This is a genomic window from Flavivirga eckloniae (assembly GCF_002886045.1).
GTDB lineage: Bacteria > Bacteroidota > Bacteroidia > Flavobacteriales > Flavobacteriaceae > Flavivirga > Flavivirga eckloniae.
Map to the genome: position 1 here is coordinate 5,567,258 of NZ_CP025791.1, position 26,358 is coordinate 5,593,615.

Consider the following 26,358-nt stretch of genomic DNA (forward strand, 5'->3'; position numbering starts at 1 on the left):
GAAATATTATTATATGAAAAAACTAGCACTGCACTGGAAGATTATTATAGGAATGATTCTCGGAATCATTTTTGGTTTCATTATGAATTCTGTAGGAGGAAAAAACTTTGTTAGTGATTGGATTTCGCCTTTTGGAACCATTTTTATAAACCTGCTTAAACTAATTGCAGTACCATTAATTCTAGCATCCCTAATAAAAGGAATTTCAGATTTAAAAAATATATCCAAGATTAAAGCCATGGGGCTGCGTACTATAAGTATTTATATATCGACCACTTTAGTCGCTATAATCATTGGATTAAGTATTGTAAATATGGTAAAGCCGGGAGAAGGCATGCCAGAGGCGACCATTGAAAAAATTAAAACAAAATATGCAAGTGCTGAAGGCGTTTCCGATAAACTGGCAAAAGCATCACAGCATAAAGAATCAGGTCCTTTGCAGCCCCTTGTTGATATTTTTCCAAGTAACATATTTAAAGCATTAGGAGAAGCTAAAATGCTTCAGGTTATCTTCTTTGCGTTATTTGTTGGTATTTGTCTATTGTTAATTTCCGAAGAAAAGGCAAGACCATTAGTAAAGTTTTTCGATTCGTTAAACGAGGTCGTCATGAAAATGGTAGACTTAATTATGCTTTTTGCACCATATGCCGTATTTGCTTTAATGGCTAATGTCATTATTGCTTTTGATGATACCGAAATACTCCTAAAACTATTAAACTATGCACTTTGTGTTGTAGGCGGCTTAATCTTAATGATTGGTTTTTATCTCATTTTAGTAAGTGTGTATACCAAGAAATCGCCATTATGGTTTTTAAAACAAATAAGTCCGGCGCAACTCTTAGCCTTTTCAACCAGTAGTAGTGCGGCTACCTTACCCGTTACAATGGAACGTGTAGAAGAGCACTTGGGGGTAGATAAAGAAGTATCCGGATTTGTATTACCGGTTGGAGCCACTGTTAATATGGACGGAACCAGTTTATATCAAGGCATTGCAGCCGTATTTATCATGCAGGTTATTTGGCCGGATGGTTTAACATTTATGAATCAATTAACCATTATAGCTACCGCATTATTAGCTTCAATAGGCAGTGCAGCCGTACCAAGTGCTGGTATGGTTATGTTGGTAATTGTACTGGAATCTATAGGTTTTCCAGCAGAATTATTACCGATTGGATTAGCACTTATTTTTGCTGTGGATAGGCCTTTAGATATGTGCAGAACTGTTGTAAATGTAACGGGTGATGCTACGGTATCCATGATGGTGGCCAAATCTTTAGGTAAACTACATGATCCAAAACCTAAAGAATGGGATGATAATTATGAAAAAGTAAAATAATATTTTTAACTTTAAACAAGTAGCAATTATTTTAAAAAAGTGACTATGAATGTGTGTTTTATAATGTATCCTTGGGAAGAGATTAATCCCGAAACCGATACATCCCTTACTTTAATTAAAGAATGCGTTAAAAGAAAACATGGTGTGGCCATATGTTCACCAGCTAATTTAACCATTAGAAATAGTGTAACAAGTGCGTCTTGTATGGTGGTAGGTAGAATGGAAAAAACACCTAGTTCCTCAAAATCGTTTTATAACAAGGCAGAATTAAGAGAGGAAATGCTTCCGTTAGCGGGGTTTGATGTAATATTTTTTAGAGCAAACCCACCTTTAGATCCTATTATGCTTAACTTTTTAGATTCGGTTAAAGACGATGTTTTTATTATGAATTCCCTGGAAGGTATGCGTGAAGCCAATAATAAACTCTATACAGCAGCCTTTGGAGATGCTCATAGCAATATTATTCCGGCTACCCATGTATCAAAAAGCAAAAAATATTTAATACGTCAAATAAAAGAATCCACAGCCGATAAAATGATTCTTAAACCTTTGAATGGTTTTGGAGGGTCTGGAGTTATTTTAATTGAAAAATCGGCGATGAGTAGTATCAATTCATTATTGGATTTTTATATCAATAATAGCAACGGAACATCAAACTATGTGATTCTTCAGGATTATATTGAGGGGGCAGATGAAGGAGACGTGCGTATTTTAATTTTAAATGGCGAACCGGTTGGTGCTATGAAACGTGTTCCGGGTACAGACGATCACCGCTCTAATGTCTCAGCAGGAGGTAGCGTGCAAAAACACAGTTTAACAAAAGCAGAAAAAGCCTTATGTAAGCAAATAGGTCCAAAATTGGTAAATGACGGACTTTACTTTGTGGGGATAGATGTTATTGGAGGTAAGTTAATAGAAGTTAATGTGATGTCTCCAGGAGGTATTACCTATATTAACAAGGTTTACAAGCTTAAAACTAAAATAGAGGAAAAGGTTATCGACTTTTTAGAAATGAAAGTTTTGGATAAACTCCAGGCCTTCGATAGACGAACTAGACTTAGAAAGACTGTTCAGGATGCTTAGTTTTTAGTGAACGGTAATCAGTGCGCAGTGTTCAGTCTCAGTAGACAGTGTTTAGTAAACAGTAATCAGTAGACAGGTTTTTATTTGCGGCTTAGTGCCTTAGCGAGAAGAACAAGAACGATCAGGATACTTAGTTTTCAGTGCGCAGTGTTCAGTCTCAGTAAACAGTTATAAGTACAGGAGATTTTTCTTTGCGACTTAGCGTCTTAGCAATAATAAAACAGCTTCAAATGAATATAGAAATACCCTTAAATAAACCTATAGTTTCTGTAGAATGGCTTCACAATAATTTAGAAGTCGACAACCTTATTGTATTAGATGGTACTATTAACAAAACCTTTGATACATCGTTACATCAAATACCTAAGTCTCGATTTTTTGACATTAAAAAGGAATTTAGCGTTGTTGATGCACCATTTCCAAGTACATTCCCAGAATCGGAGCATTTTCAAAAAGCAGCCAGGGCTTTAGGAATAAATAAAAACAGTGCTATTGTGGTTTATGATGACAAAGGAATTTATTCTAGCGCACGCGTGTGGTGGTTATTTAAAGCCTTTGGTTACGATAATGTAGCAGTTTTAAGTGGTGGTTTTCCGGCTTGGAAAAAAGCGGATTACCAAACAGAACCTATGAAATTATATGATGGAGTACCGGGTAATTTTGAAGCCAATCATAAACCTGAGTACATGTCCTTTTTCGATGATATGAAACATGCGTCTGAAAATAGAACACATCATATTATTGATGCCAGATCGGCAGGCAGATTTAATAGTTTAGAGCCAGAACCCAGAGAAGGATTACGAATGGGGAACATTCCCAATTCTGTAAACTTACCATATACAGATCTGTTAAACAATGGTTTATTAAAACCTAAAGAAAGTATAGAGAAGGCTCTTAAAGAAAAAGCAAATAAAGAAGCACCTATTATTTTTACGTGTGGTTCGGGTATAACGGCATGTGTATTAGCTTTAGGTGCTACTATTTCTGGTTATAAAAACATATCGGTTTATGATGGTTCATGGACCGAATGGGGTAGTTTGGTTAATGAGTAAACTATGGAAAAGCTTGCGCTAAAAGATATTATTAGTAAAATTTGCAACGAAGAGATTTTTGAGGCAGTATCCTCAGACTATTCTTTTACCATAAAAATTGATTCATATCAACCCTATGCTTGTGCAGCTATTCACGACGGGCACCAATTTAGGAAAGAACTTTGGAAAAACTGCACACATTCGGCTTATGAGCGTTGGTATGAAGAAGATCCGGAAACTAAGAATATGATTAAATCGCACCCCATTGTTATTTCGGGTTGCGATTCCAGATTTGAATACGATTTAAATAGACCACCAGAAGAAGCCATTTTTGAAACAGCTTGGGGAAAACAATTATGGGAAGAGCCTCTTACCCAATGTACGAAAGACAAAAGCTTAAGAAAACATACTAATTTTTACAAAGTAGTGCATACATTGGTTTCTAAATTAGAAAAGATGTTTGGTTTTTGTACTGTTTACGATATGCATAGTTACAATTGGAAACGCTGGAATAGGGAAGTGCCTACCTGGAATTTAGGAACAAGTAATGTAGATAGCGATCGTTTTGGAGCGGTTATTGAAGAATGGAGGCTAAGCTTGTCTGAAATGGTTTTACCAAATGATATAAAATCCACTTCAAAAATTAACGATACCTTTCAAGGGAATGGGTATTTCTTAAAATATATTACTAAAAACTTTAAAAATACCTTAGTTTTGGCAACAGAAATAGCCAAAATATACTGCGGTGAACTTGAGGGAGTTATATACCCCGAGGTTGTTAAAACAGTAGAAAAGGAGCTCATAACGAGAATACCAGAACATGCTTTAAGCGTGTATAGTAAGTTTAAAAGTTAGAAAGCAATATGAAGATTGATAAAAAGGTGGCTAACCAAGCACTTATACAGATTGATGAAACTATAGATTCTTTAGTTAAGCAAATTGAGTTGCTTAGTTATGTTAATCCTGTTAATATAGAAGAAGAGAAAGCAAGATTTTTTTCATCTAAATATTTAACAGACCCCGTTTTTAATTACCCTACCATTAATTTCGATAAGTTTAAACTGCACAGGGCATTGTTTGCACAGCCTTTGGAGCTCATTAAGGATGTAGAAATTAAAAATCTTTATGAAGACATTGTTTATGAGTATTCTGGACTTATTCAATGTATAGAAACCATAGGGGATGGGAAAAAGTTTTATTATAATAGCTTACGTTGTTTCGGAACACCAACAGAAAAAGATGTAGAAAACGCCAAGTTTATTTTACATTTTGAAGATGAAGCTAAAGACGATCTCATTTTCAAACCAAAGTATAGCGCCAAACAAGCCGAAGTCTTTTTTAAAGACTTTTCAAAGCAATATGATTTCACCTATACCATAGAGCAATCCGATAAAATTTCGGCGATAGCCATGGTATTAAATAACATTAAAACACTTGTTTTAAATAGTAATCATACTTATTCAGATAACGAAATAGCAGTACTTACCAACCATGAAATTGGTGTACATATGGTTACTACCATGAACGGACTTATGCATCCTTTAAAAATATTTTCTCATGGATTCCCAAATAATGAGGAAACACAGGAAGGATTAGCTGTTTTCTCCGAATATATGAGTAATAATTTAACGATTAAACGCCTAAAAGAATTGGCGTATCGGGTTATTGCTGTAGATAGTTTAGCGAAAGGCTATTCGTTTTCTAAAACGTTTAGGTTACTACATAATCAATACGATTTAGATAGGGAAGAAGCTTTTTATTTAACACTACGAGCGCATAGAGGTGGTGGTTTTACCAAAGACTATCTGTACTTAACAGGACTTAAAAAGATTTATGATTACTATCAAGAGGGCAAGGATTTAAGTGTGTTGCTAACGGGTAAAGTAACGCTGGAATACGCCAATGAAATTGAATCTCTTATTAAAAAAGGTTTGGCGGTCTCTGCTAAACATATTACAGATGCCTTTGCTGAAAATAAAAATACCAATAAAAAAGTGGATTTTATTTTAAGGAGTTTAAAATAAAGCCCCAGATTTTATATTCAGTTTAACCGTTAGATATAAAACCTGAGACTTTTAAGCTATTTATAAGTTTCATTATTGCAATTTTTGTTATTCCTGCGGCATGTGCTGAACTAGTTTCAGTCAGGCAGGAATCCACTCGAAATTATAATAGTCAATAAATTCATAGTGTTTATATTATAAATTAACCCGTTTATACTTTGGATATTTTAAGGTATATGAAAAATTAAACTTATTCGATTGATTAGGTTTTAGGTTTACTTTCCATTCCAAAAGCCCTTTTTTCGAATCGAATTCTGCTATGCCATAATCGATATCATCCACTTTAATCGCTTTGTTTTGGCTTACAGGAATTCTGTCTATTAAAGTTAAATTTATAGTAGATTGCTTATTGTTTTTTAATTCAATTTCATAGTTTTTGTTTACAACTTTATTACTTCCAGTAAAATTAGTTTTCTTAAAGTTGTTAATTGCATTGCGTTTTATAACAATATTGGGATCTACTCCTAACGAAACGGTAAGACTATCTGTAGTCGCCTGTGGGTTAATATTTGTCTTACCCGAATAACTTCCTTCAAAATAAATATTCGCTTCACCCGGAAGTAAATTATACTGTTCCCAATCTCCCATTTTTGCAGTTAAAAAAACATTTTCATTAACAACAGGAGCTGCAAAGTGTGAAAACGTTGCTGGTATTTTATATGCGTCAATCTCGATAACAGTAAGGTCGCCGTCTGAAGGAATAGTATATGGTTTTTTAATCTCAAACCTTCTGTTTGTAATGCCTTCTTCAATAATATTGCCGTTAGAAGTTTGAGCTTTTGTAGTGATTAAAATAACTCCATTACGTGCTCTAGACCCATATATTTCTGTCGCATTTGCATCTTTTAAAATTTCTTTTGATGCAATTAAACTTGGATCTATTTGAGATAGGTCACTTTCAGAACTAGGAACCCCATCTATAATAATTAAAGGGTTCGAACGATCTGAAACACTAGATTTCCCTCTTATTTTAATACTAGATGCCGCACCAGTAACGTGTCGTTCTTTTTTGGCATACCCAACAACCACAACTTCATTTAAAGCTTGCATATCAGGATCTAAACTAATATTCATAATACTGGAGTGGATGGGGAACGTTTCCGTTTTATAACCAATATAAGAGAAATCAAGAGCTTTACCACCATCAGCTTTAATGGAATATTGACCATCAAAATCTGTAGCAACGCCATTTGATGTTCCTTTTATAATAACATTTACACCTGGTATTGGTGTGCCTGTCTCATCTGTTACAATACCACTTATAGTTTGTACAAAAGGGTTGTATTTATAGTTGTAGTTTTTGGTGGCGTTACTACTTTTATAATTGCTAAGTCTATTTATAAAGTTTAAATACTTAGGTTTAATATTGGGTTTTTCGTTATTAGTATTTGGATCGCTGGTAGATAAAGTGAGCTTTACATGATCCCAATTACTTCCAGTACTTTGGTATACATGAGCTTTGTAAGCAAGCAGTAAAGGTTTGTTAATTCGTTCTGCTTTTATATCATACACAGGAAACCACCCAGCGTTATCAACATTGTATTTTATAATTAAATTTAGCTGACTTGCTATGCTCGTATTAAGTTTTACGGTAATTTCTCCGGTTTGAACTTTATCAACAACATTAAATTCGGTTAACTGTTTCTGTATTTCAGAAATTTGCTCGCTAATCTTCCGTTTCTTTTTTTGGGATATATGAATCAGGTTTTTTATTTCTGTAATACGCTTTCGGTAATAACTCGCAAACTGTTGCAGTTTTTCTAATGTTACAGCCACATTATCGTTACCAATATGCCTGTTGTCATTAATGATTTTAAGCTCTTCCTCGTAGCCGGAAATTATATCATCTTCAGCTTGAATACTGTCTTCAAGTTCAATAACCCGATTTTGCAGATTTTCAATAGTTTCCGACTTTTTTTGTTTTGATAAGTAATTGATACCATAGTTAATAGACAAAATAGAGGCAGATTTTAATCCGGAAATTTGAATACTGCTTTCTTGAATATTAGGAGAAAGCTTATCAAACTTAAATGACGTTGTGCCTACTGGTAAATTAATCTTTGCTGTTCTAATAATCTGAGCACCATTTACATAAACAGTAACTTCGTTTATAGATGTAGATGTTGGTTTTTCATTGTTAGAAAACGCAATCGTAGTTGTTAGGAAAAGGAAATATAATAGATGTTTCATGGTATGATATGTTTTAGTTTGTAATAAAACTACCAATACCATGTCTATTTTGAAACTAAGAATGAGTGAGAGAGGTGTTTTTTGAAGTGAAAGTGTTATCTGGTTTAGATAAAAAAATTTAATCCAGAAACTTACGCTTTAATTCGGGAGTAGGAATCATACAAGCGTCCTTTTTACCATACCATTTATAACGGTTTTTAGCAATGTAATCGTAAACCCAATTTCGAATAAATGGTGGAATAATGAAGAATACAGACATTAAACTTTGTGGGAATCCAAGATGTTGCGCAACTTTTAAAGCTGCGGTGGACTTTGAAACGATACTGTTGTCTGGCGTGTACAATAATATAGAATCTGTTTTTTCAGTATCAATATTAAAGCGCTTAATTAACTCTTGACCAATATCGTTCTGCAAAGCAGCAAACATAAAAATGTCTTTTTTGTCATGTTTAATGACGTATTGCACGCTGCTGTTACACAGGTTGCAAACACCATCGAATAGGATAAGCTTTTTATGTTTTGGTATCGTAAAAGACATGGTACAAAGATACCACTTTACAAACTATTCAAGAATTGGTTCAAGTCGGTTTCCTTATCCAAATTCAATTTCTTTTTTAATCGGTATTTAGATTTTAAGATACTGTCTGGTAATACATTTAGCATAGAGGCTATTTCTTTGGTAGACAGGTTCATTCTTAAAAAAGAAGCTAATCGCATTTCTTTTTCGCTAATATCTGCAAAAATGTTTTTTAGCTTGATGTCAAAGTTGTTATGTACTTCAGAGAAGTAGCTTTTAAACACTTCCCAGTCTTTGTCCTCCGCACTTTCTTTTTTTAGAAGCATAACGAGTCTTCTAAATTCGACTTTAAATAGTTCGGGAGATTTTTTAATTTTTTCAAGATTCTCTTTAAGCTCTTGTATAAATGTACTTTTTTGAACTAAATGAAGTGTTTGAGAAGCTAATTCTTTTTTCTTAAACTCAATTTCTTGCCTATATATTTCTTCTTGTTTTTCACGTTCCAGACGATTCTTTTTAATACGCTCTTTAAAACTAAAAAATAGGAGTCCGCAAATAATAATGAAAGAGATCATACCTCCAGCATAAAGACTTTTCCGCAAATTACTAATTTTCACTTCCTGACTTAATGTTTTTATCTCTTGCTCTTGCATTGCTATTTCTGCTTCCTTTTTTTCGGTTTCATATTTTGTTTTTAATTCTTCAATTTGTTTCGCAGTTATATTGTTGAAAATACTATCGTGTACTATTTGATACTCTCTTTGATCTTGTAATGCATTTATATAGTTTCCTGCTTTTTCGTAAGCTTTTGATCGTCCGGAGTAGCTGTCTCTCATTACATCTAAAGCTTTTATGGAGTCTGATAGTTTCAATGCTTTAGTGTAATTTGTTATAGCCCTTTTATAGTCGTTTATTCTATAAGCAATATCACCTATTTGGTTATAATTTATTATGAGATTATTAATAGAGCCAACTTTCTCTGTTATTGATTGGGCTTTTTCCAATAGTTCCAAAGCTTTCATATGGTCTCCTTTCCTTGAATAAATATCTGCCATATTAGCTAGGTTTGTAGCTATGTAATCATCGCGCTTCATTGCTTCTCCTATAGCTAAACTTTCTTTGTAGTTATTTAGTGCTTCATCATAATCTTCTAAATACCAATATACATTACCAACTTCCATATACATAGTGGCAACCCAAACCTCTCTTTTTAATTCTTTAAAAATCTCTAATGATTCTTTTAAAGGTTCTATAGCCTTTTCATAATTCCCTCTTAACATTTCAATTCTTCCAATGTCCCCCAGAGCTATTGCTTTTCCTGTTCTGTTTTCTGGAACAATTGTGTCTAAAACTTTAAAGGCTTTTATGGCTTCTTCCATGGCCAATTTAAAATTACCGTTATCCATATATATGGTAGATTTTCTTTGAATGTTATCTACCATATGTGAACCGTGTTTTAATTCAATTGCTACTTTTAAGCCTTCATCTGCTAGTTTTAAAGCAGTATCAAAATCGCCTTGTAAAGTTTCGAATATGGCATATTCATTTAATGCCATCCACTGTTTCTTTTTGTTATTTTTTAAGGTGGGAATAGATTTTTTAAAGTAAAATCGTGAAGAGTCAATATTTGGTAAAAACCTATAATGATAGGCTAAGCTTAAATAACTTAATCCTTCTCCTATTTTGTCGTTGTTTTTTTTAGATAGCTCTAACCCTAGGTTTACATATTTAAATGCTTCTTCTTTGTTTTTGTGCTTAAATGCATGAAAAAGTTTTTGGGCAGTTTTAATTTTTTCAATAGGATCTGGTTGTTTATTAAATGCATTTTTAAGGCTATCTGTATATTTTTGATCTTGTGCCGAAAGCGTGTTTGACAGGCTAAATGCAATTAAAAAAGTATAAAGTAAAAATCTCATGAGGGTTAGTGATTTTGGTTTTTAACTTTTACGAATATAGGTAATATATCATTTGAAAAGTGTTGATTGTCAATAGGTAAAATAACTCTTGTCTATCCTTAGTCCATGTTTTTTAGTTTTTAAATATTTTGTTTAAATGATTTAAATAATTGACAATCAGTTGTTTGTGTTTAAGTGAATATCTTCCTGTAGATGAGATGTCCAGAGACAAAAAAGAATATTTATTTAAGACTGTCCATACTTTGTCCATGTGCAAAATTAGTTTTGAGTGACTTCTGTATCTAGTTTTGAATTGTTGAATCACAAAAATCGCAAACTAATGAAAACACTATTAAAATCTAAACAGGTAATTTGTTTAACACTACTAACAACTTTGTTATCATTCTATGGATGTAATAAAGAAGACATTGAACCCGGACCAATAGTAAACCCGGAAGCAACAGAAATATCAGATTTGATTTCAAACTTAAGTTACGACGCTAATTCATTATTAAATGTAAATGATACTGGAGGAGCGTCTACGCAACGTACCAAAACATACGACAAAAATACATCTACATCACCAAACTTGGGGTATTACCAAACATGTAATACTAAAAAGTATGATTTAAAATCTAACTTTGATGATGTTGCTATTTTAAGACCTACTAATGGCGTTATTTGGCCCGGAGCCTTGGTAATAGGAAATCAAGGTATGCTTGATGGAATGCCAGACCCTTTAACTTTAGGAAGAGCCCCTATGACGTTACGATTAGATCTTCCCGGAATTGGGGAATCTGGAAATATTGTAATTGACAACCCTTCAAATTCCAATGTACAATCAAGTATTGACGGAGCGTTAGAATGGTGGAATGCAAATGCATATCAGGAAGGTTATGTTAATGCTTCCAATTCTTCTTATCAAGCAACGACCTCTTATTCTTCAAAACAACTAAGTCTAGATGTGGGGCTTAACTTAGAATGGGCTACGGGATCTGTTGCGTCTCAACTAGAATATGAATCTACTACGACCAAACGTGTAGCTGCTATGGTATATAAACAAGTTTTTTATACGGTTACTATGGATACACCATCTAAGCCAGCAAGTGTTTTTGCGCATGATGAGACTCTAGAAAACATTGATAAGGCTATAGGGTCTGATACACCACCAGCTTATATACATTCTGTGTCATACGGTAGAATAATTATGTTTAGGCTGGAAACTACTAATACAAATACATCTATAGATTTAGATGCTGTGTTAGAATATGCTGGAGGTGTTAATGGAACAGGAACGGTAAATAGTGAATATGATGCCGTTTTAAAACAATCTAATATTACGGTAGTGACTATTGGTGGGAATGCCGAAGTAGCTTCTGAAGCTGTTACTGCCGAAGGACCAGGGGCATTAAATAGTATCATTACCGGAGAAAATGCTGTTTATAGTAGAAATAATCCTGGAGTGCCTATTGCATATACGGTACGATATTTAAAGGATAATACATTTGCCAAAATGGGGTACACAACAGATTATCAAATTGTAGATTGTTCTACAAAAGAGTATCAACATAAAAATGCTTACTTAGATAATAATATCCTTCAGGATGTTAGGTTCCGATTTTCTTATAAGAAAAAAGGGAGTCAGAGTTTAGCTTACACAAATTGGAAAAAAGTGAAGAAAAATGATCCTAGTGAAGGTATAAAACCTCCTTCTGGAGCACATGGTGTAAAAGTTCAATTTCAGGTTTGGGATATCGTTTGGAAATCACTTGGGGAATTTTCTTTAAATTACATTAGTAGCGATAAGTATTATGAAGCATATTGCTCTAAAAGAGTTTTAGGGGTTTGTACTGAACTTTCTGTAAGGAAAAAGTAAAATAGTAATATAAAAGGTATCATTCAGTAATTTGATGCAGCCGGCACTTAAAGTTGTAGATTCAACAACTTGGTGCTGGCTGTTATTTTTTTGCTTCAACGAGCTCTAATTGATCTAAACTAACATTAGTAGTAAATATACCGTAGTTTACAACAGCCTTGTTTTTTTCAATCTTATCAATGCTACCTATAGCCCGACCATCTTCCATACGTACACGATCGCCTATTTTTAAAGTAGGTTTTGGTTTAGGTGGCGCTTCACTAGCTATTTTCTTGGCTTCTTTTTTCTTTTTGCGAATAACGGTTACTACCTTTTCAGCCTCCTTTTTTACTTGCTCTTCTTTTTCTTTTATGGCTTTTTTCTGTTTAGCAGTTACCTTTTTGCGCTTGGAATTTTCTATTTGTACCATTTTAAATAGCTCCGACATCAAATCGCGTTTTTGTTTGTTTTCAAAATACTTCTCGGCGATGTCGTTTACCTTTTGCCCAAGGTAAATTAAGCGTTGGTTACTATCATAGAGCTCTTGATAGTTTTCTAGTTTCTTCTGGATTTTGGCATTAATTTCTTCAAGCTTATCAGCTTCCTCTATTTTTTTCTTTTCGTTTAGTTTTAACGACTGTCCGGTTTTTTCTAAACGAGAACGCTCTTTTTGAAGCTTGGCTATAGTAGCATCAAAGCGTACCTTGCTACGTTCAATCTTCTTTTTTGCACGATTGATTAAACTATAAGGAATACCATTTTTCTGCGCTACCTCGAAAGTAAACGAACTTCCGGCTTGGCCTATAACCAGTTTAAAAAGAGGTAATAGGGTGCGTTCATCAAATAGCATATTAGCATTGAGCATATGTGGCAGCTCATTCGCTAGGATTTTTAAATTTGAATAATGCGTCGTAATAATCCCAAAAGCTTCTCTGTGATAAAACTCTTCCAGAAATGTTTCGGCTAAAGCTCCTCCAAGTTCAGGATCACTACCAGTTCCAAATTCATCAATTAAAAAGAGGGTATTCTTATTACACTTCTTTAAAAAATAATTCATTTGCTTTAGGCGATAACTATAGGTGCTTAAATGATTCTCAATAGACTGATTGTCGCCAATATCACTCAAAATCCGATCGAATAAACAAGCCTTACTGCGTTCATGAACAGGTATTAACATACCACTTTGTAACATAACTTGTAGTAAACCCACTGTTTTTAGAGTAATACTCTTACCGCCAGCGTTAGGACCAGAAATGACTATAATTCTACTGTCTTGTTTCAGCTTTATGGTCTGCGGAAATGTAGTTTCTTTAGTTTCTAAATTGTTTAAATATAATAATGGGTGATAAGCATCCCTTAAAAACATGCTTTTGTCTTCCGAAATTTCCGGAAGAATGGCATTCATAGATCTTGCATACTTGGCTTTAGCTGAAATAACATCGATATTGATCAAGAATGCTTGATAGTCTTCTAATAATGGTAAAAACGGACGTATAAAATTGGTAAGATCCTTTAGAATACGAATAACCTCTTCCTGCTCTTCATATTCTAGATTATTAAGCTCTCTCGAATGTTGTAAAGTCGTTTCCGGTTCTATATAAACAATACTGCCTGTTCTGCTGCCTCCCATAATAGCCCCTTTTACTTTACGACGATACATGGCTTTTACAGCAAGTACGCGTTTGTTGTCTACTACAGATTCGCGAATATCATCTAAATATTCAAGGTTGTGGTAGGTGTTTAATGCTGATGAAAAACTAGCATTAATTTTACCCTTTATTTTATTAATCGATTGGCGTAATTCAAAAAGAAGCGTAGAAGCATTGTCTTTTATATCTCCAAAACGATCAACTATGGCGTCTACTTTTTCAATAATTACCTTGGTGACTTCAATATGCGATGCGTGTGCGTTGAGCCCTGGATAATACTCTTCAAACTTTTTTAAAAAAGTAACAATATCATTAACAGTTAGCGACATTGAAACGATCTTTTTTAAAGCATGTACTTCCAAATAAGTATTTTCAATACCTAATAGCTTAATTTCTTTTGAAATAGTATCGAAACCATGATTTGGAATACGGTTATCGTTATAAAAAGAAGACAAGTACTCGTTAGTTAATTGTAAAGCTTCGAGCAGTTCCTCCTTTGTTTTGTAGGGAGATATCTGTAATGCCCTTTCGGTTCCCAAAGGTGTTACACAATGTTCACTTACCTGTTGAAGAACAGTTAGAAACTCTAGGTCTTTTAATGTTTTATCGTGAATGTGTATCATGCGTTTCTTCATCGGGGATAAGGCGACAAAGTTAAAAATTCTATTTGATAAAGAGGTTATTTTTGAAAGAGTAAAATAATAGGTTTAAAAATCTTAAAAAGTGTTAATTAACAGTTACTTACTATTCTTTAACAAAATGCTAACACCTGTGGATGAGATTTGTATATAACTTGAAAAACACAATCAAAAAAATAAAACTAAGAATGAAAACTAACTACCTTACCACATTATTTGTGAGCTTATTACTTGTTGTAAGTTCTCACACATTTGCTCAATTAGATGCTCCAAGAGGAAGCCAAATGGCCAGCGTGTCGCAACAAGTTGGTATTACAAAGATTTATGTTAAATATTCCAGACCTAGTGTAAACGACAGGGAAGTATGGGGAAAACTCGTGCCTTACGGTATGAATAACCTAGGGTTTGGAACGGCCAAAGAATCGCCTTGGCGTGCCGGTGCTAATGAAAATACTATTATAAAGTTTACTGATGACGTGAAAATTGAAGGACAGCCTCTTAAAGCTGGTAAGTATGGTTTTCATATTATTGTTAATGAGAACGATACCGCTACATTAATTTTTTCTAAAGAACATAAAGCCTGGGGAAGCTATTTTTACGAGCCATCTCAAGATGCTCTTAGAGTAGATGTAGCAACAAGCTCTATTCCGCATACAGAGTTGCTAACGTTTAGTTTTATAAGTGTTGATGCTACATCTGCGGTACTGGCTTTACAGTGGGAAAAGAAACAAATACCTTTTAAGATTGAGGTAGATGTACCAAATATTGTTTTGGCTAGTTTTAGAGAAGAATTTAAAGGGCAGGGTGGATTTCAACGTCAAAACTGGGAACAAGCAGCAAATTATGCATTAAACAACGGAGGCGACTTAAATGAAGCTTTAGGTTGGATTGAAGGCGCGATAGCCGGGCAGTTTTTTAGTCAAAAAACATATAATAACCTTCAAATTAAATCTCAAATACTTTCAAAGTTAGGCAAGAAAGAAGAAGCTTCTGCTGCTATGGATGAAGCTTTAAATATGGCTACTATTTTTCAAACGCATCAATACGGAAGAACACTTATAGGTCAAGGTGAAAAAGACAAAGCTCTGGAGATTTTTAAAATGAATGCTCAAAAGAATAAAGACACATGGCCCGTACATTATGGTTTAGCTCGTGGGTATTCTGCTTTAGGGAATTACTCGAAAGCTTTAACCCATTTAAAAAAAGCTTTAAACAATGCACCTAACGATGCCTCAAAAGGTCGTGTACAAGCTAATATTGATAAATTGGAAAAAGGAGAGGATATAAATTAATAAACCATCATCAATCAAACTACTAACAGCAACTTAAGAGGATGTCTGAAAAGTGCTATTCAGAATGAAATGAACTAGCCTGCCGGTAGGCAGGGAATCTCTCATGATATTAATATTGTGATTTGCAAAGCAATAAGATTCTTCGCGATGCTCTGAATGACAAAATAAACTACTTTTTAGATATCCTCTTTTTATCCATGTATGGTACTGTCCTTACCGTAGTTTTTTATTACAATGCTTTCAAACTCTACGAGTTCTTTCCAACGTTTATCTACATCAATACCTTTTCCGTATTTACGTGCAAATCCAATAAAAGTGGTATAATGTCCTGCTTCACTAATCATTAAGTCATGATAAAACTTAGCAAGTTCCGGATCTTCTACTTTTTTTGATAACAGTTTAAAACGTTCACAGCTTCTAGCTTCGATCATAGCAGAAAACAAAAGTCGGTCTACCATACTCTGCAATTTGTTTCCGCCTTTATTCATAAACTTATAAAGTTCGTTAACGTAACTGTCCTTACGTTCCCTGCCTAGTTTATAACCACGCTTTTTAATAATATCATGCACCATTTGGAAGTGTTCCAGCTCTTCTTGTGCCAAAACCAGTAAATCCGTAACCAAATCGGTGTATTCAGGATTTAACGTAATTATACTTATGGCATTAGTAGCAGCCTTTTGCTCACACCAGGCATGATCGGTTAGAACTTCTTCAATATCAGATTCTACAATATTTACCCAACGGGGATCGGTTTCTAGTTTTAAGCCAAGCATAATTATTTTTTTGTAAAAGTATATATAATACTATTTCTAACGTAAAATTACGAAATGTAATTCCATATATTTTTGTATTTACTCAACGCCCTATAGGTATCTAAAATAACTTTATTGTTTGCGAAAGATAATGCGGGGTCATTTTTAAGGATATTTTTGGCATGATGTCGGGCTAATTGTAAAACATCATTGTCCTTTATAATATCAGCTATTTTAAGATTTAAAACACCACTTTGCTGAGTTCCCATAATATCTCCGGGGCCTCGTAAGCGTAAATCGACTTCTGCAATTTCGAAACCGTCACTGGTTCTTACCATGGTTTCAAGGCGTGTCTTGCTATCGTTACTGAGCTTATGTCCCGTCATTAAGATGCAATAACTCTGTTCTGCGCCTCTACCTACACGACCACGAAGCTGATGTAATTGTGATAAACCAAAGCGTTCTGCGCTTTCAATAATCATAACCGAAGCATTAGGGACATTTACGCCCACTTCAATAACGGTAGTAGCAACCATAATTTGAGTTTCCCCTTTTATAAAGCGTTGCATTTCGTAGTCTTTATCAGCAGGTTTCATTTTTCCGTGAACTATGGATATTTGGTAATCCGGCATAGGGAAATCCCTGGCAATACTTTCGTAACCATCCATTAAATCCTTATAATCCATTTTTTCGTTTTCCTGAATTAATGGATATACGATATAGATTTGTCTGCCTTTTGCTATCTCATCCCTAATGAATTTGAAAACGTTTAACCGGTTTTTGTCATAGCGATGCACTGTTTTTATGGATTGTCGTCCGGGTGGTAATTCATCAATAATTGAAATGTCTAAATCGCCATATACAGACATGGCCAATGTTCTTGGAATTGGCGTAGCTGTCATTACTAAAATGTGTGGAGGGATGGAAGCCCCTCTAATCTCCCCGGAGGGGAGACTTTTTAGCAGCTTTTCTATAGCATTTATAACGCTATCAATATCTCCGACTACTTGTTCATTGCTGAATCGAATGACTTTAAAACCAATTTTATTTAATATTTCGGTACGTAAAGCGTCAGCTTCTTTCTGTTCTATGGTGTTATGATATCCACCATCTACTTCAATGATTAAATGCTTTTCAAGACAAACAAAGTCAACGATAAACTCATCAATTATGTGTTGCCTTCTAAATTTATAATCAAGTTTTTTATTCCTTAAACTTTCCCATAAAATGGACTCAGCTTCAGTGCTGTGTCTTTTCTTTTCAGCTTGTAACTCCTTTAGTAAATTATATGCCGAAGGACGAGCAGTCATATACTTCTGGATAACCGTTTTGGCATCCTCCCCATGGGAGGACTGAGGAGGGCCCTTCGGTCCCTTCTTCCACAATTTACTTCGTTGTGCCACTCCAAATCGATGTTGTTCATCTATAATAGCAAGCCCTAAATTTTTGAATTTTACTTTATCTTCAAGTAGAGCATGGGTGCCAATAAGGATCTGTAAATCGCCATTTTCCAGATTTTCGTGTATATCTTTTCTTTTTGAAGTTTTAGTTGAACCTGTGAGTATTTCAATACTGATATTCAATTTGTTACACATTTCAAGTGATCCGTTGTAGTGCTGAACTGACAAAATTTCAGTAGGCGCCATTAAACAAGCTTGAAAACCGTTGTCAAGTGCTATTAACATTGACATGAGCGCTACTATGGTCTTGCCGGAACCAACATCACCCTGTAATAACCTGTTCATTTGGGCATTACTTCCCAAATCGGAACGAATTTCTTTTAAAACCCGTTTCTGTGCGTTAGTTAAATTGAAAGGCAAATGTTCATTAAAAAAGGTATTAAAATAGTTACCGACTTTTTCAAAAGGGACTCCCTTAATTTTGGATTTATGAATGAGATTTTTAAGAATTAGTTGTAATTGTATATAAAATAATTCTTCGAATTTTAATCGAAATTGAGCTCTGGAAAGTAACTCCTGACTCATTGGAAAATGAACGTTAAAAAGCGCCTCATTTTTTGGAATTAATTTAAGTTCGGTAAGTAAGCTTTCGGGTAAAGTTTCGGTAAACCTTTTCCCGGTTTCTAAAAAAAGCTGCTGCATGATTTTATTAATCACACGATTTGTAATGCCTTTATTTGATAATTTTTCGGTAGAAGGATATACGGGCTGCATAGCAGATCGCAGGTTCTTTTTATGGTCTTCTAACGGTTCCATGTCCGGATGAGGCATACTAAACTTGCCATTAAACCAATTGGTTTTTCCGAAAATCACATAAGGTTTATTAAGTTTTAAGCTGTCGCGAATCCATTTTTGTCCCCGAAACCAAACCAATTCCATGGTACCGGTATCATCTTGAAAAGTTCCTACTAACCGTTTACCTCGCTTTTGAGCAACTTCTTTAAAGGCAATGATTTTACCAATAACTTGAACGTCTGCACTATTACGTTGCAGTTGGTTGATCTTATAATACTGTGTACGATCTATATACCTGTTTGGAAATAAATTAATTAAATCCTGATAAGTGTGAATGCCCAACTCCTTGCGCAATAAATCGGCTCTATTAGGTCCAACGCCTTTTAAATAATCTATAGGAGTTTGAAGTTTTACAGACATAAAAGCGAATTTAAGTCATTTCGATTAAAGCATAAAACAACAATATAAATTTAATCATTTAAAGATATTTTGAGATTTAATAAAAAAGATCGCAACTAACATGATTCATGTTAGTTGCGATCTAACTGCCGCTTAATAAAGCTTACTCAATTACTTATTCGGCGATAATTTTCTTAATTATTTGATCTCCATCGCTTGTGGTAACTTTAAGGAAATACATGGATCCTGAAAGGTTTGATGTTGGAATTGTTACTTTGTTTAAACCTTCATTTAAAATTAACTTATTAACTTCTTTTACTGTCCTTCCGTTAGTTCCATAAATACTTATGTAACCTTTTGTTGTTTTGCTAACTTCTATATCAAGATTTACGTTGTCTTTAAAAACAGTTGGATAAGCTTTTACAGTTGTCTTTTTCGGTTGTTTAAAAATTTGCGGATCATCTGTTTCACATGTAACGGCATGTACAATGATATATATTCCATTAGTAAACTGACTCACATCTACATCTTCAAATGTATAGCTAGTTAAATTACTGAGTGTGCCAGAATTGTATGGATATGAACCTGGAGCTACAGTTTCAGTCGAATTTGGCCCTTGTTGCCTTACAGGATAATCGTTATCTCCAATGTATAATTGAGCTTCTGTCATTATAAAACCAGAGAACAGATCAATGGTAACACTTACGGTGTTGTTTGTCCATTCAATCTCTACGTTACCGGATTGCGCTCCATTGTTTAGATTACATTGACCCGCACCTGAATATAATGCCATGGTATAACTACCGGCCGTGGTAAGGAAGTTGGTCCAGCCCCATCTTTGGAACCCATCGTTTATAAAACAAGTGTTGTTTTCTGAATATCTGGCAAAAGCGGTTTCGCACCCAGTTGGCTCACAATTTTCTTCAGTTACAGTTACGGTTGCTATATCTTCAGGACAATTTCCTGAAGTAATTGAATATGTATATACACCGTTAACAGGTCCGGACCACGTTCCTCCAGAATCGGCTCCTATTAGAGCGGCAAATAGTTCAGCTTCGGTTGGTATAGCTCCTTCGCATACCGTTAAATTACCATTGTCACCAGCTTCAAGAGGTTCACCTGTAACGTCCCACTGGCATGTGTCTGTGTTGAACGTAGTCGTTTGGTAACACTCTACAGTTGGTTCTTCCGGTTGATCTCCTGTAATGTCCCACTGGCAAGTATCTGTGTTGAATGTAGCCGTTTGGTAACACTCTACAGTTGGTTCTTCCGGTTGGTCTCCCGTAATATCCCATTGACATGTGTTTGGATTAAAAGTAGCGGTTTGATAGCACTCCACAGTTGGTTCCTCTGGTTGATCTCCCGTAACGTCCCACTGGCATGTATTCGCGTTAAAGGTTGCTGTTTGGTAGCACTCCACAGTTGGTTCATCCGGTTGATTACCTGTAACGTCCCATTGGCATGTATTGGTATTAAAAGTAGTGGCTTGATAGCACTCCACGGTTGGCTCTTCTGGGTGATCTCCCGTAATATCCCATTGACATGTGTTTGGATTAAAAGTAGCGGTTTGATAGCACTCCACAGTTGGTTCCTCTGGTTGATCTCCCGTAACGTCCCACTGGCATGTGTCTGTGTTGAACGTAGTCGTTTGATAACACTCTACTATAGGTTCTTCCGGTTGATCTCCTGTAATGTCCCACTGGCAAGTGTTTGGATTAAAAGTAGCGGTTTGATAGCACTCCACAGTTGGTTCCTCTGGTTGATCTCCCGTAACGTCCCACTGGCATGTATTCGCGTTAAAGGTTGCTGTTTGGTAGCACTCCACAGTTGGTTCATCCGGTTGATCACCTGTAACGTCCCATTGGCATGTATCGGTATTAAAAGTAGTGGCTTGATAGCACTCCACGGTTGGCTCTTCTGGGTGATCTCCCGTAATGTCCCATTGGCATGTGTTCGGATTAAAGGTAGCGGTTTGATAGCACTCTACAGTTGGTTCCTCTGGTTGATCTCCCGTAACGTCCCACTGGCATGTATTCGCGTTAAAGGTTGCTGTTTGATAACACTCCACTATAGGTTCTTCCGGTTGTTCTCCAGTAACGTCCCACTGACATGTGTTTGTATTGAAGGTTGCAGTTTGATAGCACTCTACCGTTGGTTCTTCTGGCTGCTCACCTGTAACATCCCACTGGCATGTGTCTGTGTTGAACGTAGTCGTTTGATAACACTCTACTATAGGTTCTTCCGGTTGATCTCCTGTAATGTCCCACTGGCAAGTATCAGTATTAAAAGTAGCCGTTTGGTAGCACTCTACTGTAGGTTCTTCTGGCTGCTCATCAGTAACGTCCCACTGACATGTGTTTGTGTTGAATGTAGCTGTTTGATAGCACTCCACTATAGGTTCTTCCGGTTGATCACCTGTAACGTCCCACTGGCATGTATTCGCGTTAAAGGTTGCTGTTTGGTAGCACTCCACAGTTGGTTCATCCGGTTGATTACCTGTAACGTCCCATTGGCATGTATTGGTATTAAAAGTAGTGGCTTGATAGCACTCCACGGTTGGCTCTTCTGGGTGATCTCCCGTAATATCCCATTGACATGTGTTTGGATTAAAAGTAGCGGTTTGATAGCACTCCAATATAGGTTTTTCAGGTTGATCTCCTGTAATGTCCCATTGGCAAGTATCGGTATTAAAAGTAGCCGTTTGGTAACACTCCACTGTTGGTTCTTCTGGTTGTTCTCCCGTAACGTCCCATTGGCATGTGTTCGTGTTGAATGTAGCTGTTTGATAACATTCCACTATAGGTTTTTCTGGTTGCTCATCTATAACATCCCATTGGCATGTGTTTGTATTGAATGTAGCTGTTTGGTAGCATTCTACAGTTGGTTTTTTGGGCTTGTCACCGGTAACGTCCCATTTACAAGTGTCTGTATTAAAAATAATTGTCTGATAACACTCAACGGTTGGCTCTTTGGGTTTGTCACCGGTAACTTCCCATTTACAAGAATCTGTATTAAATATAGCTGTTTGGTAACACGCCACTGTAGGTTCTTCCGGTTGTTCTCCAGTAATATCCCATTGGCATGTGTCTGTATTGAAAGTAGCTATCTGATAACATTCTACGGTTGGCTCGTCGGGTTTGTCGCCAGTAATGTCCCATTTACAAGTATCTTTATTAAATATAGCTGTTTGATAGCATTCTATTTGCGGTTCTTGAGGTTTCTCTCCTGTGACCTCCCATTTACAAGTATCTTCATTAAATATAGCCGTTTGATAGCATTCAACATATGGTTTTGTAGGCTGTAATACAGTTACGGTTGCCGTATCTTCGGGGCAGTAATTTGTAGCAGCTATAGTGTAGGTGTAGATTCCATTTACTGGACCACTCCACGTACCACCTTCACTTGGATGACCAAGTAAGGCTGCAAATAATTCTTTTTCAGATGGCGGATCATTTTTGCACAACTCTATAGCACAATCTTCTCCTGCGCTTTTACACACTTCAGGATCTGGTTCCTCTATTTGTATATTACATTGGGTGATGCATCCGTTTTTATCAGTTATAGTTACACTATGATTGCCTGCATTTAATTGTATAGCTTTGGCAGTAGTCTCTCCATTATCCCAAGCATAATAATAGGGTTTAGTGCCACCTGTGGGAGTTATTTCGGCAGCCCCATCTGAAGCGCCATATGTGCTTACGTCGTTTATTTTGTTAATCTGGCAACTTAACTCATCAGGAGCTTCAATGGTAACTGTACAGCTTGCGGTACTACCATTTGCGTCAGTAACGATGACTTGATATGTGCCATTGGTTAAGTTTACTATTTTTTGGGTTGTAGCTCCATTGCTCCAAAGAAAGCTATATGGTGCTAAACCGCCTTTTGCTGTTGCAGTAGCATGCGCATTATTACCTCCATAGCACCCAACGTCGCAGTAATCTTTAACAGCTACACTAAGCGGTGCAATAGTATTTGCATCTAAGGTATAATTAGACGTATTAAAGACCTTATTAGTGTTTAAAGTAGATAACTTGTCTGCGGCATTTGTAATAGGTGTTGTAAAACATGTAATAATAAATAAAAGAAGCGTTTTTCTAAAAAAACAGAGAGGAGAGATTTTCATAATAATCTAAATATTGGTTAGTATTTATAGCAATAAACCAATAACATAGTCAGGTTAGTTTCTTGGAAAGAAATAGGGTTGTTGGCTATTAATCGTAAAGGGAAATTCTTGTAAAAAGTATATCTTTTAAATATAAAAAAGCAGAATAAAGCGTTATAAACTAAAATGTTCTTTTAATATTTATAACATCAACTTTTCCTACTTTAAATTACAGGTTTTTTTCTTTAGCTATTAATATTTTCGTTTAAATGAAAGAAAATACAGGCAAAATGTATCGTCTTTTAAATTTAGAACTTATCGTTAATGTAGAATATGACCTTTTTAAAATAAACTGAATATTAAATTTTGGACTAAAGTTTGCTATATTAGAAATATGAAATTAAAATATGCCTTTTTACTTATTACCTCTATTGTTGCATCGCAACAAACACATAATGTCGATTTTATAAAAGCTAAAGCAGATATCAATTTTGATATAACCCAAAGTAAGGTTTTTGGTTATGTAACTTACGATTTAAAAATATTGGAATCGGTAGATACCATTTATTTAGATGCCATAAAGATGAGGTTTACCGATGTAAAATTAGTTTATGATGGTTATAACGGAGCGGTTGATTATGACCAAGCTGGTAAGAAACTATTAATAAAGCACGATTTTAAGAAGAATAAGAACTACCAACTTAGTTTCGGATATTTTGCCAATCCTAAAAAGGCCATGTATTTTATTGATTGGAATAATGAAGAAGGAAATAAGCAGATCTGGACACAGGGACAAGGGAAGTATACGAGTAACTGGTTACCGAGCTTAGATGACATGAACGATAAGATTGAGTTTGATTTAAGCGTCACTTTTGAAAAGGGTTATGAGGTTATTGCTAATGGTAATCTTATAAATACCACTGAAGATTCTTTTGGCAATAAAAAATGGCATTACGATATGCAAAAGCCCATGTCTAGTTATCTCGTAGCTTTAGCTATTGGAAAGTATCATAAAAATGTTGATTACTCTAAAAGTGGGATTCCTATAGAGATGTATTATTACCCAGAGGATTCTTTAAAGTTTGAACCCACTTATCGATATACTAAACAAATGTTCGATTTTTTAGAGGAAGAGATAGGAGTGCCATATCCGTGGCAGAACTATAAACAAGTGCCGGTAAAGGATTTTTTATATGCTGGTATGGAAAATACAAGTACTACCATTTTTTCTGATGCTTTCGTAGTCGATTCCATTGCTTTTGTTGATAAGAATTATGTAAATGTTAATGCACACGAGCTAGCACATCAGTGGTTTGGCGATTTGGTTACAGAAACGTCTGGAACCCACCATTGGTTACAGGAAGGTTTTGCTACATATTATGCGTTATTGGCAGAACGAGAGGTGTTTGGAGATAAATACTATTATTGGAGACTTTATGAATATGCTCAGGAATTATTGGATCAAGATAAAACAGGTAAAAGCACCATGCTATTAGATCCAAAATCTAGCAGTACAACTTTTTATAAAAAAGGAGCTTGGGCTTTGCATGTGTTACGTGAGCAAGTAGGAGATAAGGCTTTTAAAAAAGCAGTTAAGAGTTATTTGAAAAAGCATAAATTTAAAAATGTAGAAACCGACGATTTTATAAAAGAAGTAGAGCAGGCGAGTGGCAAAGATTTAGATGATTTTGTTGAGGTTTGGTTAAAAACTAAGAGTTTTAATTACGACGCTGCTTTAGAAAGTCTTAAAAAATCGGTGTTTATACAAGAATACTTAATGGTAGATTGTGAGGCTTTCACATCTAAATGTAAGGACTATATTTCTTCTGGAATTTCAGATGAAGCCAAAGCAAAAGTTATTTCGCAAATACCGGATCGATTGCAAAAAGAAGATTTTAAAAACCCCGTTAAAGTACGTCAGGCGATTGCCAAAACCTTGCCTAAGGTGCCTTTAGCTCTAAAAGAGAATTACGAGACACTTTTAAATGATGCGTCTTATTTAACCATCGAAGCGGCGTTGTTCGGATTATGGAACAGCTTTCCGGAAGACCGACATGTTTATTTTGAAAAAACTAGACATATTCAAGGGTTTAACGATAAGAACATTAGAATACTTTGGTTGACTCTCGCTTTGATTACTGATGATTTTGAACCTGAAAATGACGACGTATTTTTTAATGAACTTTTAGATTATACCAGTCCAAAATATGGTTTTGAAATTCGTATGAATGCTTTTAGTTATTTAAAATGGATAAGTTCCTGTGGTGAGGCGTGTCAGGAAAATTTACAACAAGCCACGAGGCATCACAACTGGCAATTTTCAAAATTTGCGAAGCATATGTTAAAAGCTAAATAGATATTATTTTCTTCTTTTAGGATTACTAGGATCGTAGCACCCTAAACAACGTGACAAATACGTGATAGAAATCTCGTAAATACCATCTGTCCTGCCAATATTAGATGTGTTGAAATCTCTTGAAAATCCAAAGCGGAAGCGTTCAAATTCTATGCCTACAAGTGGATTTATAGACGTTAATAAATTATTGTTAATACCATTTTTAGATGGATTAGTCACTGCCATTACCCCTAAAAAAAATCTATCGTATTTAAGCGTAGTACCTATATCCAATCTGCTATATGCACTTTGTCTCATATAGTTTAAGGAGGCATACATATCGTAGTTACCAGAAGACTTAAATTTATAATTGGCGTGTATGGAGTAAAAGATGTCCAGAGGAACATTTCTATCATCGAAAAACGAAATACTAGGCCTACTTAAGTGTTTAACAACGGCTCCTATCCAAAAGTCGGTATCGTCTTTATTATTTTTTTTGTCAATTACAAAACCAGCTGCAAAATCAAAAAAATCTTGATTGCGGTTTTCTTGTGGAACAGACGGGTCGATGGATTGATTGTTTATAGTTCCTGAGTTTATATTTATTTGATCGGATAACACCAAATTATTAAAATTAAGTGATTTTATACCGTAACCCACTTCAATTGCTGGTCTAAAATACCAATCGTCTACTATGTTTATATGGTATGTATAATTCAGATTGGCCTGTCCGTAATGATAATTGGTGTTGTTCTCACGCTGATACAAAATGTTGCCACCAACAGCGTGGTTTGCGTCTTCATCTATCTTACTATTCACAAAGAAGTAAAAAGTATCAACTCTTAAATCCAGATAGGGCCATTGTTTCCTATACATAACGCCAGAATATATTGAATTTTCAAAACCCGAAAAACCCGGATTGATCGTTTCTGGTACTAAAGCGGTTTGAGAAAAAATAGGGTCTTGACAATAAACTTTTGAGCAAAAAAGAGTAATTATTATGAGGGTTGAGATTTTTATCTTCAT

Annotated in this window: 16 protein-coding genes; 8 read left to right on the plus strand and 8 right to left on the minus strand. The window is 35.2% G+C overall.

Going from position 1 to position 26,358, the window contains the following annotated elements; genetic code table 11:
• Positions 1–13 precede the first annotated feature (13 nt).
• The 5 genes from C1H87_RS22855 (at position 14) to C1H87_RS22875 (ending at position 5,474) form a co-directional block, all read left to right on the plus strand.
• Positions 14–1,336: a dicarboxylate/amino acid:cation symporter gene (locus C1H87_RS22855; RefSeq protein ID WP_102758044.1), complete on the plus strand. Its 1,323-nt coding sequence runs from the start codon at positions 14–16 to the stop codon at positions 1,334–1,336.
• A 45-nt stretch (positions 1,337–1,381) separates the two neighbouring features.
• A complete protein-coding gene (gene gshB / locus C1H87_RS22860) occupies positions 1,382–2,419 on the plus strand; it encodes a glutathione synthase (RefSeq protein ID WP_102758045.1) in 1,038 nt (345 codons plus the stop codon).
• Positions 2,420–2,649: 230 nt separating this feature from the next.
• Positions 2,650–3,471 carry a sulfurtransferase gene (locus C1H87_RS22865; RefSeq protein ID WP_102758046.1) on the plus strand — a complete coding sequence of 274 codons (822 nt, stop codon included), beginning with the start codon at positions 2,650–2,652 and terminating at the stop codon, positions 3,469–3,471.
• Between the two features lie 3 nt (positions 3,472–3,474).
• Positions 3,475–4,305 carry an N-formylglutamate amidohydrolase gene (locus tag C1H87_RS22870; RefSeq protein WP_102758047.1) on the plus strand — a complete coding sequence of 277 codons (831 nt, stop codon included), beginning with the start codon at positions 3,475–3,477 and terminating at the stop codon, positions 4,303–4,305.
• Between the two features lie 8 nt (positions 4,306–4,313).
• Positions 4,314–5,474 (plus strand): flavohemoglobin expression-modulating QEGLA motif protein, encoded by a 1,161-nt coding sequence (locus tag C1H87_RS22875; RefSeq protein WP_102758048.1) that lies wholly within the window; start codon positions 4,314–4,316, stop codon positions 5,472–5,474.
• A 174-nt stretch (positions 5,475–5,648) separates the two neighbouring features.
• Here the strand turns inward: C1H87_RS22875 and C1H87_RS22880 are convergent, their stop codons facing one another.
• The 3 genes from C1H87_RS22880 to C1H87_RS22890 form a co-directional block, all read right to left on the minus strand.
• Positions 5,649–7,703, minus strand: coding sequence for a DUF4139 domain-containing protein (locus C1H87_RS22880; protein WP_102758376.1), 2,055 nt, complete (start codon positions 7,701–7,703; stop codon positions 5,649–5,651).
• A 118-nt stretch (positions 7,704–7,821) separates the two neighbouring features.
• A complete protein-coding gene (locus C1H87_RS22885) occupies positions 7,822–8,241 on the minus strand; it encodes a thiol-disulfide oxidoreductase DCC family protein (protein WP_102758049.1) in 420 nt (139 codons plus the stop codon).
• 17 nt (positions 8,242–8,258) lie between these two features.
• Positions 8,259–10,136 (minus strand): tetratricopeptide repeat protein, encoded by a 1,878-nt coding sequence (locus C1H87_RS22890; protein WP_102758050.1) that lies wholly within the window; start codon positions 10,134–10,136, stop codon positions 8,259–8,261.
• A 319-nt stretch (positions 10,137–10,455) separates the two neighbouring features.
• On the opposite strand from C1H87_RS22890, the gene C1H87_RS22895 reads away from it, so the two are divergent.
• Positions 10,456–11,991 carry a thiol-activated cytolysin family protein gene (locus C1H87_RS22895; RefSeq protein WP_102758051.1) on the plus strand — a complete coding sequence of 512 codons (1,536 nt, stop codon included), beginning with the start codon at positions 10,456–10,458 and terminating at the stop codon, positions 11,989–11,991.
• Positions 11,992–12,073: 82 nt separating this feature from the next.
• Here the strand turns inward: C1H87_RS22895 and C1H87_RS22900 are convergent, their stop codons facing one another.
• Positions 12,074–14,242, minus strand: coding sequence for an endonuclease MutS2 (locus tag C1H87_RS22900; protein ID WP_102758052.1), 2,169 nt, complete (start codon positions 14,240–14,242; stop codon positions 12,074–12,076).
• Between the two features lie 203 nt (positions 14,243–14,445).
• On the opposite strand from C1H87_RS22900, the gene C1H87_RS22905 reads away from it, so the two are divergent.
• Positions 14,446–15,549, plus strand: coding sequence for a DUF2911 domain-containing protein (locus C1H87_RS22905; RefSeq protein WP_102758377.1), 1,104 nt, complete (start codon positions 14,446–14,448; stop codon positions 15,547–15,549).
• Positions 15,550–15,740: 191 nt separating this feature from the next.
• Here the strand turns inward: C1H87_RS22905 and miaE are convergent, their stop codons facing one another.
• From miaE to C1H87_RS22920, 3 genes are all read right to left on the minus strand, one after another.
• Complete coding sequence (miaE, locus tag C1H87_RS22910; protein WP_102758053.1) at positions 15,741–16,322, minus strand: tRNA-(ms[2]io[6]A)-hydroxylase; 582 nt, start codon at positions 16,320–16,322, stop codon at positions 15,741–15,743.
• Positions 16,323–16,369: 47 nt separating this feature from the next.
• Positions 16,370–18,916 carry a DUF559 domain-containing protein gene (locus tag C1H87_RS22915; RefSeq protein WP_102758054.1) on the minus strand — a complete coding sequence of 849 codons (2,547 nt, stop codon included), beginning with the start codon at positions 18,914–18,916 and terminating at the stop codon, positions 16,370–16,372.
• 154 nt (positions 18,917–19,070) lie between these two features.
• Positions 19,071–23,018, minus strand: coding sequence for a T9SS type A sorting domain-containing protein (locus tag C1H87_RS22920; RefSeq protein ID WP_102758055.1), 3,948 nt, complete (start codon positions 23,016–23,018; stop codon positions 19,071–19,073).
• 373 nt (positions 23,019–23,391) lie between these two features.
• Here C1H87_RS22920 and C1H87_RS22925 point away from each other — a divergent pair, with 373 nt between their 5' ends.
• Positions 23,392–25,353: a M1 family metallopeptidase gene (locus C1H87_RS22925; protein ID WP_102758056.1), complete on the plus strand. Its 1,962-nt coding sequence runs from the start codon at positions 23,392–23,394 to the stop codon at positions 25,351–25,353.
• A gap of 3 nt (positions 25,354–25,356) precedes the next feature.
• Here the strand turns inward: C1H87_RS22925 and C1H87_RS22930 are convergent, their stop codons facing one another.
• Positions 25,357–26,358, minus strand: coding sequence for a PorP/SprF family type IX secretion system membrane protein (locus C1H87_RS22930; protein ID WP_102758057.1), 1,002 nt, complete (start codon positions 26,356–26,358; stop codon positions 25,357–25,359).

Excerpts from the sequence above, each read along its gene's own strand:
- C1H87_RS22855 (WP_102758044.1), top strand. The coding sequence starts at position 14 with ATGAAAAAACTAGCACTGCACTGGAAGATTATTATAGGAATGATTCTC.
- gshB (WP_102758045.1), top strand. The coding sequence starts at position 1,382 with ATGAATGTGTGTTTTATAATGTATCCTTGGGAAGAGATTAATCCCGAA.
- C1H87_RS22865 (WP_102758046.1), top strand. The coding sequence starts at position 2,650 with ATGAATATAGAAATACCCTTAAATAAACCTATAGTTTCTGTAGAATGG.
- C1H87_RS22870 (WP_102758047.1), top strand. The coding sequence starts at position 3,475 with ATGGAAAAGCTTGCGCTAAAAGATATTATTAGTAAAATTTGCAACGAA.
- C1H87_RS22875 (WP_102758048.1), top strand. The coding sequence starts at position 4,314 with ATGAAGATTGATAAAAAGGTGGCTAACCAAGCACTTATACAGATTGAT.
- C1H87_RS22880 (WP_102758376.1), bottom strand. The coding sequence starts at position 7,703 with ATGAAACATCTATTATATTTCCTTTTCCTAACAACTACGATTGCGTTT.
- C1H87_RS22885 (WP_102758049.1), bottom strand. The coding sequence starts at position 8,241 with ATGTCTTTTACGATACCAAAACATAAAAAGCTTATCCTATTCGATGGT.
- C1H87_RS22890 (WP_102758050.1), bottom strand. The coding sequence starts at position 10,136 with ATGAGATTTTTACTTTATACTTTTTTAATTGCATTTAGCCTGTCAAAC.
- C1H87_RS22895 (WP_102758051.1), top strand. The coding sequence starts at position 10,456 with ATGAAAACACTATTAAAATCTAAACAGGTAATTTGTTTAACACTACTA.
- C1H87_RS22900 (WP_102758052.1), bottom strand. The coding sequence starts at position 14,242 with ATGATACACATTCACGATAAAACATTAAAAGACCTAGAGTTTCTAACT.
- C1H87_RS22905 (WP_102758377.1), top strand. The coding sequence starts at position 14,446 with ATGAAAACTAACTACCTTACCACATTATTTGTGAGCTTATTACTTGTT.
- miaE (WP_102758053.1), bottom strand. The coding sequence starts at position 16,322 with ATGCTTGGCTTAAAACTAGAAACCGATCCCCGTTGGGTAAATATTGTA.
- C1H87_RS22915 (WP_102758054.1), bottom strand. The coding sequence starts at position 18,916 with ATGTCTGTAAAACTTCAAACTCCTATAGATTATTTAAAAGGCGTTGGA.
- C1H87_RS22920 (WP_102758055.1), bottom strand. The coding sequence starts at position 23,018 with ATGAAAATCTCTCCTCTCTGTTTTTTTAGAAAAACGCTTCTTTTATTT.
- C1H87_RS22925 (WP_102758056.1), top strand. The coding sequence starts at position 23,392 with ATGAAATTAAAATATGCCTTTTTACTTATTACCTCTATTGTTGCATCG.
- C1H87_RS22930 (WP_102758057.1), bottom strand. The coding sequence starts at position 26,358 with ATGAAGATAAAAATCTCAACCCTCATAATAATTACTCTTTTTTGCTCA.